Source organism: Zobellia sp. OII3, assembly GCF_002211465.1.
In the GTDB taxonomy this organism is placed as follows: domain Bacteria; phylum Bacteroidota; class Bacteroidia; order Flavobacteriales; family Flavobacteriaceae; genus Zobellia; species Zobellia galactanivorans.
Map to the genome: position 1 here is coordinate 303258 of NZ_MWRZ01000004.1, position 15901 is coordinate 319158.

Here is a 15901-nt window from a genome sequence, read left to right on the forward strand (position 1 = left end):
ATGAAAAAAATAATATATACAATCACTGCTGTATTGGTTTTTTGCCTTTCAGCATGTAAATCGGATGAATTTCTCGAGCCTACGCCCTATGGGTTAGCGGGCGACGAAACATTCTTCAGGAACGAATCGGATGCACTATTGGCAATTAATGCTACGTATAGGGGTTTAAGGCAATGGTACAATAACTTTCAGGGTGATTATGGCTGGGGAAATATTGGTACGGACGATGCTTGGAAAGGTGGCGCCAGCCCTGCGGATCAAGATCCATTGACTGCCTTGGAGAATTATGAAATTCTCACTACGGTAGGTGAAATAGCTAATAGGTGGCCACAAGATTACCAAGGTATTAGAAACGCCAATAAGGTAATTGCCAATGTGCCTAATATTGAAATGGATGAAGCTCTTAAAACAAGAATTATAGGTGAAGCCTACTTTTTGAGAGGAGCTTATTATTTTGATTTAGTAAGATATTTTGGCGGTGTTCCAATTTACAGGGAAAATTTTGAACTGGCCGAAGAATACCTTACTGTAGGAAGAAGCACAGAGCAAGAAACCTGGGATTTCATAGAAGAGAACATGTTGGAGGCGGTATCGCGATTACCGAAAAAATCGGAATATGCGGATGAAGACATGGGGAGGGCAACAAAGGGAGCTGCCTTAGGTTTTTTGGTTCGGTTGAAGGCGGTTCAAAAAGATATGGCCGGTGTTAAAAAATATGCGGAGGAGTTGTTCGCATTGAACGAGTATGAATTGGCACCAACATATCGTGAAGTTTTTCAACCCCAGGGAGAGAATGGTCCTGGGTCTATTTTTGAGGTTCAGTTCAAAGAGGCCAATGAAGGTGGTGGTGCCGTTCAATTAGGTAACGCTACAGGTCACGCTTTTGGTCCGAGATCAAACGGAGCTTATGGTGGATGGGGCTTTACTATGGCCAAACAAGAACTATTGGATGAATTCGAAGATGGTGATCCAAGATTCGAACATAGTTTTTACAATGTTCCAGGGCAACCTTATGCTCCGTTAGATGGAGTAAACTCTTATTTCGGTAAAAAAGTGGCTTATGCTCCGTATTCAGATTATCCCATTCCGGCCCAAGCTGGTGATGGAGGTGTAAACTGGCGTGTTCTTAGGTTGGCCGATATTTACTTGATGTATGCGGAAGCTGTGGCAGAATCAGCTCCTGAAACAGCTGTTGAATATGTCAATAAAGTAAGGAAAAGGGCTAGGGAAGGTAATGAATCTGTTTTGCCCGATGTGCCACTAGGAACAACTGGTCCAGCATTGATTGATGCTATCCGTCATGAACGGCGTGTAGAACTTAACCTCGAAGGTCTTCGTAAACAAGATCTCTTGAGATGGGGAAGAACCGATTTGTTGACCCCCTTAGGGTTTGAAGTCGGAAAACACGAAAAGGTACCTATACCCCAAGTAGAAATAGATAACTATGGTGGTGTTTTAGAGCAGAATCCTGGTTACTAGTAGGAGGCTTAATTGAATTTTGTAAAGTGAAATAGATAAACGGTCTACCTAAGGAAAAAGGGTAGGCCGTTTAACTATTTTTAAAGGTTAAATACAAAGGGTATATAGGTTATATTTCTTTTTTATACATAGTTTTAGTTTATGAAGCATAAAGTGTCTGTTGATGTATCGATGAGTATAGTTATCCTATTTGTGGCCCTGTTCTTCGGTTGTAAAAAAGAGAAAAGAGGTGATACGGTTACCCTTTCCAACAAAATAGAAAAGAAAGAAACACTTTTTGAACTGGTTCACCCTGATAGTTCAGGGATCAAGTTTAAGAACCACGTTGAAGAGAACCTGAAGAACTATGTGGTTCATTTTAATTATGTCTATAACGGAGGTGGTGTGGCTATTGGGGATATAAATAATGATGGACTGTCCGATATCTATTTTTCATCTAATGAAGAATCCAATAAATTATATCTCAACAAGGGCAATTTCAAATTTGAGGACATAACCGAATCTGCTGGCGTAGGTGGTGGTGAGGGCTGGCATACAGGAATCAATATGATCGATATAAACCATGATGGTTTTTTAGATATTTACATCTGTCGCGGAGGGTTTGAGGATACCGATACGGAAAGAAAAAATTTACTGTATATCAATGATGGTAATATGAAATTCTCTGAGCAAGCCGAAAAGTATGGTTTGGCCGATAAGGGATTTTCGGTTCAAGCGGTATTCTTTGATATGGATAACGATAACGACCTTGATATGTATCTTACCAACCGACCAGAATTGTTTTTTCAGACGGTTGAAGAGTTGAATAAAGGGGAACGGGAAAACAACGACCTGTATCGGGATAAACTTTTTTTAAATAAAAACAATACATTTCGAGAGATAGGCCTAAAGGCAGGAATTGTAAATAACTATGGCTATGGATTGGGAGTTAGCACTCTTGATGCCAATAATGACGGACTAACAGATATTTACGTAACCAACGATTACGAACAATCCGATTATTTGTACATCAATCAGGGAAATAATAAATTCAAGGAAAGCATCAAGAAATTCACTAATCACACTTCCTTTTATTCAATGGGAATTGATGTGGTAGACTTCAATAATGATGGCTTTGAAGATATTTTGGCGCTTGATATGGTCTCTGAGAATTATGTTCGGAGTAAGACGACCATGGCGTCGATGAATTTAGAAAAATATAGGGAGATTATTGATAGGGGGTATCACAGCCAATATATGCATAACATGTTGCATTTGAACGAAGGTAATGGTTTCTATAGTGAAATTGGCCAATTGGCAGGTATTGCAAAGACCGATTGGAGCTGGTCTTGCCTTGGAAGCGATTTCGATAATGATGGCTATCGTGATATTTTTATTAGCAACGGTTACCGAAGGGATGTTACCGATAAAGATGCCACCAAAAGGTTTTTTAACTACATCAACAGTAATGCGGTCAGGCAAAACTCAGATGAGCAGAACCTAAAGAATATCTTAGATCTTTATCCTACTACAAAACTTTCAAATTATATTTTCAGTAATAACGCCGATCTAACTTTTGACAAGAAAATGGTCGATTGGGGCCTAGAGCAAAAAAGTTTTTCGAATGGGGCGGCTACTGCAGATTTGGACAACGATGGTGATTTAGATTTGGTCATAAATAACCTTGAGGATATTGCATTCGTTTATGAAAACAAACTAGATGAGCAAACAAATAAGAACTATCTAAAAATCAAATTGAACGGACCGAAAAAAAATCCACAGGGTATAGGGGCAAAGGTTGAGTTGATGTACGGAGATCAAGTACAATATCATGACTTCAAGGTAACTAGGGGCTATCTGTCATCTGTGGAGCCCGTAGTGCATTTTGGACTGGGGGAAGTTGCAATAATCGACCAAATTAGGGTGGTTTGGCCCGATAAAAAAGTAAATACGCTGACGAATGTCGAGAGTAATAAGGAAATAGAGGTTCGTTACAGGGAGGCAGCGACAGAAGAGCCTTCTAAGAAAATAGAACAGACCCTTTTTGTGGAAACTACTGCGGATATTCGGTCTAATTTTCGTCATAAGGAAAACACTTTTGACGATTATGAAAACCAGATTTTGTTACCACATCAAATGTCTAGACTCGGACCATTTGTCTCTGTTGCGGATATCGATGGCGATGGATTGGAGGACTTTTACGTAGGGGGAGCTATGGGGCAATCCGGAGCAGTATATATTCAAGATAATAAAGGAAAATTCAAGGCTTTGCCAAATCAAACTTTTGTATCCGATAGACAATATGAAGATATGGGAGCCACTTTTTTTGATGTGGATAACGATGGTGATGTAGACTTGTATGTGGTAAGCGGGGGAAGTGAGAATGAAATCAACTCCAAGAATTACCAAGACCGCCTATATGTAAACAATGGAAAAGGAAAATTTGTCCGCTCGGAGAATCTTCCTGAAATAACGGAGAGTGGGTCTTGCGTTGTTACGTATGACTTTGATTCCGATGGTGATTTAGATCTTTTTGTTGGAGGTAGACAAACACCGGGTAAATATCCATTATCGGCTAATAGCCACTGGTTGAGAAACGATGGCGGAGTGCTTGTCGATATCACCGAATCGAATGCTCCCGAACTTTTAGGGGTTGGTATGGTTACTAGTGCGGTCTGGGCTAATATAGATAATGATAGCACTAAAGAATTGATCGTAGTGGGTGAGTGGATGCCTATTACCATATTTAAAATCGTTGAGGGTAAATTAAAGAACATTACCGAGCAATTCAATTTAGGGAAAACTAGTGGTTGGTGGAACAAGGTCATTGCTAAGGACTATGATAAAGATGGTGATCAAGATTTGATTTTTGGCAATTTAGGTGAGAACTACAAATTCACGGCATCAGATGAAAAACCCTTCTATGTATTTGCCAATGATTTTGATAGTAATGGTACCAACGATATTTTTTTAGCGAAAAAGTTAAAGAATAACCTCGTTCCTATTAGAGGGAAAGAATGTTCAAGTCAGCAAATTCCTAGTTTGAGTAAAAAATTCAAGACCTACGAAGGGTTTGCAAAAGCTGATTTACCTACGATATTAGGCGATAAAATAATGGACGCCACTCGCTATGAGGCGCATATTTTTTCTTCTATTATCTTAGAGAATACGGGTCAAGGCTTTAAGATGCACAAACTACCGGTAGAAGCACAGTTTTCTACAGTGAACGGTATTGTATGCGATGATTTTGATGATGATGGTATTCAAGATATTCTTTTGGGCGGCAATAAATTTGAAGTAGAGATTGAAACTACCCGGGCCGATGCATCACCTGGTTTTGTATTTATGGGGAGTTCGCCAAAGAGCTTTCAAGCGGTTAAACCTGCGCAAAGCGGTTTTTTTATTCCCTATAACGTAAAGGATATACAGCAAGTGAAAATCGCCAACGGTAAAAAAGGAATACTGGTGACCACTAACGATAACATCTTAAGGCTCTTTAAAACAACATTGTAATCTTTAAGAGGCATTATTTATGAGACAAGATTTGAGTTTAGTTCGGGGCAAGGGTGTTTTTATAATAATGACGCTGTTTTTAATGTGGAACTGCACTACGGAAAAAAAGCAAGCCAAGGAAGAAAAGCAGCAAGAAAGGGTTCAGGTCGATAAATCATTGAAATTTGAAGTGAAGCTAAAGGAGCAAACACAGGTTACTTTCGCCAACGAATTAAAAGAATCTAAAAATCTGAATTATTTTAATTTTCCTTATATGTATGCCGGTGCTGGGGTGGCCGTGGGCGATATCAACAACGATGGGTTGCCAGATGTTTTCTTTGTTGGAAATGGGGTAGAAAACAAACTGTATCTCAATACGGGAAATTTTAAATTTTCCGATATTTCAAATGCAGCACATATCGGGGGGAAAGAGAAGCCTAGATGGTCTAGCGGGGTAACAATGGCAGACGTTAATGCCGATGGTTTTTTGGATATTTATGTATGTGTAAGTGGGCCATCTCCTGATAAGAGAAATTTATTGTTTATAAACAATGGGGACACAACCTTTACCGAAAGCGCAAAAGAATTTGGGCTTGATGATGCCGGTTTTTCCAATCAAGCTACTTTCTTCGATTATGACAAAGATGGGGACCTAGATATGTTTTTGGCGTCGTACCCCCCCGCTGAATTTCAAAGCTCTAATGCTTTTTATGTTGAGAAGCAGACATCCGCCACCATGGAAGAAAGTGATCAATTATATGAGAATGTAGGTGGGGGTAAATTCAAAAATGTCACTAAAGAGTCGGGGATTTATAATTTTGGTTTGAGCTTAAATGCTAGTGTTTCAGATTTTAATAATGATGGTTGGTTCGATATTTACGTTTCTAACGATTTCAATTCACCTGATTTTTTGTACATCAACCAAAAAGACGGAACATTTAAAGACCAGGTTAAGAAATTTACCAATCACACCTCCAATTTTGGTATGGGATCAGATGCGGCCGATTTTAATAATGATGGTTGGATAGACCTTTTACAGGCCGATATGATGTCTTCATCAAATTTTGGTAAAAAGCGGAACATGTCGTCCATGCGACCCGAGTATTTCCACGAAGCCGTAGAATTGGGGCTTCATTATCAATATATGAGAAACAGCCTTCAAATGAATAATGGCAACGATTCGTTTAGTGATATCGCTGAATTGGCTGGTGTTTCTAATACCGACTGGAGCTGGTCTGCCCTCTTTGCGGATTTGAACAATGATGGTTGGAAAGATATCTTCATAACCAATGGTATGAGGAGAAGCGTCAACAATAAAGACTATGAACTAAAAATAGCCGCAGCTATCGAATCAGGTCAGATAGCCCCTAGTGAACGTTACCTTCTAACTAAAAATATGCCGGTAGAACCGGTTAGCAACAAGGTTTTTGTCAATAATGGTGATTTGACTTTTTCCGAAGACATAGACCCACAAGGTTTGTCTTATTACGGCTTTACGCATGGGGCGGCCTATGCCGATTTAGATTTAGATGGCGATCTAGACATGGTCATCAACAACCTGGATCGAATGTCTATGATTGTGGAAAACAAAATCGAAGACAACAATTATCTGCGTATCAGATTAAAAGGGGAGCAGGGCAATACATTTGGTATTGGCGCTAAGGTTAGATTATCGGCCAGTGGTAAAAACCAATACCAAGAGATGATGCCCAGTAGAGGTTATCTTTCTTCCGTTGAGCCTATAGTTCATTTTGGCCTTGGAAAAATGGATAAAATCGACACCTTGCAAATTAAATGGGCCAGTGGAAAAGAACAGATTCTTACGGATTTAAAGGTAAACCAACTTATAGAAGCTTCAGAAGCACAGGCTACACAGTCGCAAATTCGATTTTTGCCTAAGAAAAAAATATTGTTTAGGGAAACACATGGTTTAGGTCTGGATTTTGAACATAAGGAAAACCAATTCAACGATTTTGATAAACAGGTGCTTTTACCTCATCAGTTATCTAAATTTGGCCCTTCCTTGGCCATAGGTGATGTAAATGGAGATGGATTGGACGATCTTTACGTTGGCGGCGCAATGGACCAAAAAGGAGAATTATTTTTTCAAGTAAAAAACGGACGATTTGAACGAAGGGTGTCCAAAGCTTTTGAAGACGATAGGCTGCACGAAGACACTGGGGCCGTATTTTTTGATGCCGATGATGACGGAGACTTAGATCTTTATGTGGTTAGCGGAGGAAACGAACAAGCTGAAAATTCCCTTTTTTATCAGGATCGATTATATATAAACGACGGAAATGGCTCTTTTGATAAAAATGAGGATGCGCTTCCTAAAATCGGTATAAGTGGAATGTCAATAGAACCGTACGACTATGATGGTGATGGCGATCTTGATTTATTTGTAGGAGGTCGGCTAACTCCTTGGGACTATCCTAAATCGGCCGGCAGTCTTATTTTAAACAATGAAAAGGGCACATTTACAGATGTAACCGCTACCGTGGCGCCTCAATTAAAGAATGTAGGTCTTGTCACCGATATGGTGTGGACAGATTATAATGGCGATGGGGAAATTGACTTTATCTTGGTAGGGGAATGGATGCCTATAACCGTGTTTGAACGCGTTGGAGAACGTTTTGAAAAGAAAAATATAGAGTCTTTAAAAAATACCGAAGGTTGGTGGTACAGTATAATAGCCTCTGATTTGGATGGTGATGGCGATGATGATTATATGGCAGGAAATTTAGGGCTCAATTACAAATATAAGGCAACGGAAAAATCGCCCTTTGAAGTATATTATGCCGATTTTGACAATAACGGGTCAAATGATTTGGCACTGGGCTACTATGAAAACAATACATTGTATCCTGTTCGAGGGAAACAATGTTCCACAGAACAAGTTCCTGCCTTAAAAGCAAAGTTTAAATCGTATGATGCTTTTGCAAAGGCAAACTTTTTTGAAGTGTATAATATTGAGAATACCGAAGATGTGCTTCACAAAAAAGCAAAAACCTTTGCCTCATCATTTTTTATAAACGAGGGCAACGGTTCTTTTGAGATTCAACCAATGCCGAATATGGCCCAGCTGTCATCGGTAAATTCAATTGTAGTCAAGGATTTTAATGAAGATGGCGTTAAAGATGTGGTCGTTGCAGGTAATTTATTTTCCGCAGAGGTAGAGACTCCGAGAAACGATGCCGGATCGGGTCTTTTTATGGAAGGTGTTTTGCACTCGGGAAAATATTCGCTAAAACCATTGACGATGACCGGTTTAAAACTTAATGGGGATTTGAAAAATCTCAAAAGAATGGATATAGGAGGGCAAGAGTTTCTCGTAGGGGCCAATAATGACGGTCCTCTTCAATTGTTCGAATTTTTGAAGTAGGCGGTTTTACTTATAAAGACTTAAAATATTGTACTTTGACATTCCTAATTTTTAGAACTACGCTTAAATTGCTAGATTGAAATAATAATCCAAAAACCGGGAAAGTAAATCTAACGCTAACTAATAGGTAAACAGGTGGGATATTATATTTCAAATAGAATTAGAAGACCGCGTCAATATTTTATGAAAACAAAACCTTTGGATAAGTTATTTTACTTTTTAATGTTTTTTTGGGTTTTGTTGGGTAACGCCCAAAACCACATAAGCTTTAAGCATATAACTACTAGTGACGGTCTTTCCCAAAGCGATATTAATGCGGTTTATCAAGATAAGCAGGGCTTTATGTGGTTCGCTACGCATGATGGACTCAATAAATACGACGGTTATAAATTCACGGTCTATAATCCCAGTCCTATTAAACCGAACTGTATCAGTAGCAACTTGATTTCGGCAATAAGCGGAGATGACGAAGGGAACCTCTGGGTGGGAACGACCGGAAGCGGACTTAATTTCTATAATGCTTCTACAGGCGATTTCAGGACCTTTACCTATAACGAAGAAGATGTATCAAGTATCATTGGCAATTATGTTACTGCATTGTATAGGGATAGCAAAAATCGTTTGTGGGTCGGGGAGAAAGACGGCCTTAATATGGTAGACCTTTCCCTTCCTATAGATCATCTTAAATTCCAACACTATAATTCTGAACAAGATCCCTTTATTATTGGTTGGGACGGTAGTTCGATCTATTCAATTTATGAAGATAAGAACGGGCAACTTTTGGTCGGTGGGGCTACAGGTCTGTTCAAGCTGAAAAAAGACCCCAACGGAAATGAATACTTCGGAAATATCAATAAATCATTAGGGCTTCCCGATTGTATTGTGAGGGATATCAAAGAGGATAATCTGGGCCGGCTGATCATAGCGACGGACGTAGGCTTGTTTTGCCAAGTCAAAGGAAATGGACTGAAGTTGGCAAAAATACATGATAATAATGTCAATAATATTTTGGTCGATAATAACAATCACCTCTGGGTAGGTTCAAATGAAGGACTTTTTTATTTCGAAAATGCCTCACCTGAAAAATTGCCCCGATTCATTAAACGGTTTACCTATGATTCCAGGGATTCGGGGAGTATCAGCAAGAACATCATTAAATCTTTGTACCTTGATAAGACCGGCATCGTTTGGGTCGGAACCAATGGGGGAGGAGTAAACACTTTTGATCCAGGAAGAAAGCAATTTTTGCACGTCAGGAATAGTCCTGACCCCCAAAGTTTGAGTTATGACAAGATCAGGGCCATGTATGAAGATAGTAACGGTACCATATGGGTCGGGACGGAAGGCGGCGGCTTGAATATGTTGACAAAACAGGATGATGATGGGAATTACGACAAGTTTAGGCGCTTTAGCTCTATTTCACGAACCTTTGCTATCACCGAAACTGTTCTCGACAATAAGAAAACCTTGTTCATAGGGGCGGAAAGTACTCCCGGACTCTATTTGCTGAACATTGATGACCCAAGCCAAATAAAAGAATCTGATCTACGTCCCCAAGGATTGATGCACGGGGTGTTCAGCTTATTGAACGATTCCGATGAAAATATATGGATAGGCACCTATACTTCCGGAGTGCAACGATGGATTAAAAAGGAAGATGGGAAAGGCTATGACAAGACTACCTTCAAAAGTTACCCAAAACAGGCCCATGTGTTGCCAAGTAACATTGTCAGGTACATTTTAGAGGATAAGTTCGGCAATATTTGGTTTGCCACGGGCGATGGCTTAAGTGTCGTTAAGGCTATTGAACGGTATAAAAAACATCCTAAGTTCGAGACCTATAAAAGCAATTCTGAAGACCCTAAGTCCCTTAGCCATAACTATATTCTCTCGTTGTACGAAAGCACTGAGGGTGAATTGTGGATTGGAACCTTTGGCGGAGGCCTAAATAAATTTGTTCCCGGGGAAAATGGTGAGACGGATAGTTTTATTTCCTATTCCGTTCAAGATGGACTTCCGAACGACGTAATCAAGGGAATTCTGGAAGACAGTGAAACTAACCTATGGCTTTCAACCAATATGGGCTTGTCTAAATTCAATCCGGAAAAAGAAACCTTTAAAAACTATAATGAAAACGACGGCCTTCAAGATAATGAATTTCAAGAATTGGCTTGCGTAAAACGGGCCGATGGTGAGATGCTATTTGGGGGTATCAATGGCTTTAATGCCTTCTATCCCGAAGATATCGGGGATAACGAACACTTGGCCGAAACCGTTATTACCGATATGCTGGTCTCGAACGAATCCGTAAAAGTGGGGGCCGAACTTGACGGTAAGGTCATACTCGATAAAAGCATCAATAAAATCAAGAATATAGAACTGGGCTACCGACAGAACAATTTTTCCTTTGAATTTGCCGCATTGCACTACGCGGCACCTTCAAAAAACAAATTTGCCTATATGTTAGAGGGCTTTGATCCCAACTGGGTGCAGACTACTTCGAACAAGCGTTTCGCTACATATACCAACCTAGAACCGGGTGACTACGTCTTTAAGGTCAAGGCTTCCAATAATGACGGTCTTTGGGATGAAACACCTTCGCAAATACAGATTACCATTACCCCGCCCATTTGGCAAACCTCAGCGGCCTATTTGTTTTATGGTGCATTGGTATTGGGCATGCTATGGTTGTTTTGGAGGTACACTTTTATCAGAACGAGTGAAAAGCACCAATTGGAACTCGATCATTTGGAAAAGGAGAAATCGGAAGAAATGCAGCGGGTAAAACTCGAGTTTTTTACCAATATTTCCCATGAGTTCCGAACCCCTCTCACCTTGATCAAGGGCCCACTGGAGTATTTACGAAAGGATGGGGACAAGGTAAGCCGGACCAAGGTGCAGGAGCAGTACAATATTATGTACAAAAACACCAACTATTTATTAAAACTGGTCAATCAACTATTAGACTTTAGAAAGATAGACCAAGGCAAAATGCATTTGGTAGTCCGTAATAGCAATATTGTAGAGTTTATACAAGAGGTAGGCCAGCCATTTCAGTTTCTCGCCCATAAGCAAAATATTGAGTTTACGATCCAGGCTGACCAAGAATCGCTTCAGACTTGGTTCGACCACGATGCCTTAGAGAAAATAATGAACAACTTGCTTTCCAATGCGTTTAAATACACCCCTGATGGTGGTCGGATCACAGTGGAAATAGCTACGGAAGGCGAAGTTAAGAATGACCAAGGTGAAAATGTGATCATAAAAGTACGCGATTCGGGTTATGGTATTGCCGAAAATAGGGTGAACACCATATTCGAACGCTTTAATACCCAAGATAAAAAAGACAGAAGAAACCTTCAGGGGGCAGGTATAGGCTTATCCTTCACCAAGAACCTGATCGAACTGCACCAGGGTTCAATTGTCGTTAAGAGCAAACCCAACAAGGGCACGGATTTTATTGTGAGGCTTCCCGTTGACAAAGCGGTCTATATGAATATTCCGGAGGTAAGTATCAAAGAGGTTTCTGAAAGCGACTTTTTGGTGCGCTCTTCCGAGACCGAATCTTTCGCCATCGGTATCAACGATGAAATTCTAGATGCCGATGTATCAAAGTCAAGGCCTAAGCAGCCTATTCTATTGGTGGTAGACGATAACGCCGACATACGAACCTTGGTAAAACAGGGGCTCGAGAGCGACTATGTTATCTATGAGGCGGAAAACGGCAAACAGGCGCTTAAAGTAGCCAAGAATATTATGCCCAATATTATCTTGACCGATATTTTAATGCCCATAATGGACGGTACGGAGTTTTGTAAATCGCTAAAAAGCGATAAGGAAACGAGTCATATTCCCGTGGTAATGTTAACGGCAAAGGCATCGCAAGAAAGCGAAATAGAAAACTTGAAGATAGGAGTGGAAGGCTATATCAGAAAACCTTTTGATATGGAGCTCCTTCAGCTTACCCTGGGGAATATCCTTAAGCATCGTGAGCAACTTCGGAAGCAATTCACCCGTAATATAACCTTACAACCGGCCGAAATTGCGGTTACTTCGGTCGATGAATCTTTTTTGCAAACGGCTATTGAAATTGTAGAGAAACATATGATGAACACAGATTTCAACGTAGAGATGCTGGTAAAGGAAATGGGCTACAGCCGTAGTAACCTCTACATGAAATTCAAAGAGATAACGGGCTTGTCTTCAAGTGAATTCATTCGTAACATACGCCTGAAACGCGCGGTTCAACTATTTGAACAAAGCGATCTTTCGGTAAAGGAGATTATGTATAAAACCGGCTTCAATACCGCCTCGTATTTTTCAAAATGCTTTAAAAAACAATTCGGTGTCATACCTAGTGAGTATGTTGCCCAACTTAAAAACAAAAAAAATACCACTTCTTAAAAACTTTAGTATGACCTATAGATCGTTTACACAGCTCTTGAGTTTCGTTTGTTTGATCTTGACACTGTCCTGCGGGCAGAAAAAGAAATCCGATTCTGCCCCGGAAATTGAGGGGCCTAAAGAAAAACCGAACGTCATTATTGTTTTTGCCGATGACCAAGGTTATGGCGATTTGGCCTCCCACGGAAATCCGTATATCAAAACCCCAAACCTCGATGCTTTTGCCAAAGAGTCCCTTGAATTGACCAATTTTCACATGGGTACTACCTGTGCACCAAGTAGGGCGGGACTTATGACGGGTAGAAATGGCAATAGAAACAACGCTTGGCACACCATAGCGGGGTGTTCCATTTTACTGGAAGACGAGAAAACCATGGCAGAGGTCTTTAAGGAAGGCGGGTATAATACCGCCATGTTCGGTAAGTGGCATTTGGGCGATAATTACCCTTTCCGTCCCCATGATAGAGGGTTTGAGCACGCCTTGTACAATGGTGGCGGAGGGGTACAGCAAACCCCGGATTATTGGAACAACACCTATTTTGACGATACCTATTTTAGAAACGGCGAGCCCGTGAAATTAGAAGGGTATTGTACGGATGTCTGGTTTAACGAAGCCATCAAACATATACAGCGGACTGAAGATGAACCTTTCTTTCTCTATCTTCCGTTGAATGCTGCGCATTCTCCCTTTAACGTACCCGAGTCCTACGCAAAAATGTATGAAAACGAACCCTTGGCCGATTACCAAAAACGTTTTTATGGAATGATTTCCAATATAGATGAGAACTTTGGTAAATTAGTAAGGTTTTTGAAGGATAGGAAACTATTCGATAATACTATTGTTATTTACACCACCGACAATGGTACGGCGGCCGGAATCAAAACCGATAAAGACGGAAATGTTACAGGGTACAATGCAGGTTTGAAGGGCACCAAGGGCAGCCATTATGACGGAGGCCATAAAGTGCCGTTTTTTATCAGTTGGCCTGACGGCGATATCAAAAAGGGCTCGGTGAACAACGAGTTGGTAGCCAATGTAGATTTATTGCCTACTTTGGCACATTTGAGCGGTATTCCCTTTGAAGTCGATAAACCTTTGGATGGTGCCAACGTGGCCCCTGTTTTATTGGAAGGAAAAAAGGAAGATGACCGAATGTTGGTCATAGACACCCAACGGGGCCAGTGGCCCATAAAGGGAAAAAATAGTTGCGTGATGACCACGGAATGGCGTTTGATAGATGGTACCGAGCTCTATAATATTATTGAGGATCCCGGACAAAAAAACGACATAGCCGAGGAGCACCCCGAGGTGGTAAAGAAAATGAAGGCATATTACGATCAATGGTGGTCGAGCATAGAACCGGAAATGCGTTATGCGGAGATCCCTTTAGGTGACCCGAAGGCCAATCCGGTAACGATTACGGTCCACGATATGCATACCGATGATAATATACCTTGGAACCAAGTTCAAATTCGCCAAGGGGAGTTCGCTCCCGATGGTTATTATAGTATAAAGGTGGTCGAAGACGGACTTTACCAGTTTAAACTCTACCGATACGCACCGGAATCGGACTTGGCATTGAACGCTGCGGCAGATCGGATATCGGAATCCTATTCGATGGATGAGTTGCCTGCAGGGAGAAGTTTGAACTTTGAAAGTGCCGCGGTACAGCTTGGTGATTTTGAGGTTAAGGCAGATGTAAATATGGAAGCCCCTTTTGTTTTGTTGGAAGGAAAACTAGAGAAGGGCAGCTATAGACTACAAAGCAATTTCTTTACGGAAGAAGGGGCTAAAATGCCAGCTTATTATATTGAGATCAATAAAAAAAGTACTTTATGAAACCAGACCGAACCAACAGTAAATCAAATTTAAAGCCTCAGGTACAATTATCTCGAAGAGCTTTTATTTCAAAGACGGCCTTGGTGGCCAGTGCCATCAGCATAGTGCCAAGGCACGTATTGGGAAGGGGCTTTGTTCCTCCGAGCGATAAGGTTAATTTAGGATATATAGGCTTAGGGAAGCAGAGTATAACCCTGTCCAATGCCTTTATGGTACATACCGACCAAGCCCAGATCGTTGCCGGTGCTGATGTATGGACAACCAAGAACAATTGGTTCAAGGCCCATGTAAGTAAGTTATATGCCGAAAAACGAAATCAAGGCAATTACAAGGGCATAACGACCACGGGCAATTACCTTGAAATTTTAGGGAGGGACGATATCGATGCCGTTATTGTCGCGACCCCTGACCACTGGCATGCGATTCAAGCTATAGGGGCCATGAAATCCGGTAAGCATGTGTATTGCGAAAAACCACTGACCTTGAAGATCCAAGAGGGTATCGATATGGTGGAAACCGTAAAGAAGACCGGAAAGGTTTTGCAGACCGGAAGCATGCAACGCTCATGGGCCACTTTTCAAAAAGCGACCGAAATAGTGCAAAAGGGTCACTTGGGCGATATTAAAAAAGTACTCGTAAACGTAGGAGATCCTGCGGTTCCTTTTAATATGCCATCAGAGCCTGTACCCGCTGAAGTAGATTGGAACCAATGGTGTGGACCGGCACCTTTATTGCCTTACAACCAAAGGTTATCCCCTCCTGAAAGTAAAGCCTTTTTTCCCGATTGGCGCCTGTTTAATGAGACCGGCGGTGGAATTTTGACCGATTGGGGCGCCCATATGTTCGATATAGCGCAATGGGGATTGGGAATGGACCGCAGTGGTCCGGTAAAATTTGTACCCCCAGCCGATAAAAATGCGGTAAGAGGAATGCGAATGTTCTATGAAAATGGAATAGAAATGGTACATGAAGACTTCGGTAGGGGATGGGGCGTACGCTTTATAGGAAGCAAAGGCAGTCTCGATATAAGTAGAAGCTACCTCGAAACCGATCCACCAAGTATTCTAAAATCGCAAATGAGTGAAAAGGAGGATATGAAATCAAGGGGAAACCACTATCAAAATTGGATAGATGCCATAAAAAACGAAACCCCACTGATTGCCGATGTAGAAATTGGCCACCGCTCCGCAACCGTGGGCAATATCTGCAATATAGCCTATCAATTAGGTCGAACCCTTGAATGGGATCCTGCTAAGGAAAAATTCATAGGGGATAAGGAGGCGAATAAAATGAAAAGTCGAAAGAATAGAAAGTACTAAGGA

6 protein-coding genes are annotated in these 15901 nt (G+C 41.0%); all 6 read left to right on the forward strand.

Annotated features, from left to right (window positions below):
• The 6 genes from B4Q04_RS13920 to B4Q04_RS13945 all read left to right on the forward strand — a co-directional run bounded on the left by B4Q04_RS13920 (position 1) and on the right by B4Q04_RS13945 (position 15898).
• Positions 1 to 1479, forward strand: coding sequence for a RagB/SusD family nutrient uptake outer membrane protein (locus B4Q04_RS13920; protein ID WP_013996020.1), 1479 nt, complete (start codon positions 1 to 3; stop codon positions 1477 to 1479).
• Between the two features lie 141 nt (positions 1480 to 1620).
• The gene (locus B4Q04_RS13925) at positions 1621 to 4971 is read left to right on the forward strand and encodes a VCBS repeat-containing protein (RefSeq protein ID WP_088697138.1); all 3351 of its coding nucleotides are present in this window, start codon (positions 1621 to 1623) and stop codon (positions 4969 to 4971) included.
• Between the two features lie 19 nt (positions 4972 to 4990).
• The gene (locus B4Q04_RS13930) at positions 4991 to 8335 is read left to right on the forward strand and encodes an FG-GAP-like repeat-containing protein (protein WP_088697139.1); all 3345 of its coding nucleotides are present in this window, start codon (positions 4991 to 4993) and stop codon (positions 8333 to 8335) included.
• A gap of 198 nt (positions 8336 to 8533) precedes the next feature.
• On the forward strand, positions 8534 to 12739 hold the full coding sequence (locus B4Q04_RS13935; RefSeq protein ID WP_161496069.1) for a two-component regulator propeller domain-containing protein: 4206 nt from the start codon (positions 8534 to 8536) through the stop codon (positions 12737 to 12739).
• A gap of 10 nt (positions 12740 to 12749) precedes the next feature.
• Entirely contained in the window at positions 12750 to 14579 is a 1830-nt protein-coding gene (locus B4Q04_RS13940; RefSeq protein WP_088697177.1) for an arylsulfatase, read from the forward strand.
• Positions 14576 to 15898 carry a Gfo/Idh/MocA family protein gene (locus tag B4Q04_RS13945; protein WP_013996015.1) on the forward strand — a complete coding sequence of 441 codons (1323 nt, stop codon included), beginning with the start codon at positions 14576 to 14578 and terminating at the stop codon, positions 15896 to 15898. The genes B4Q04_RS13940 and B4Q04_RS13945 overlap by 4 nt, the downstream gene beginning before the upstream one ends.
• Positions 15899 to 15901 lie beyond the last annotated feature (3 nt).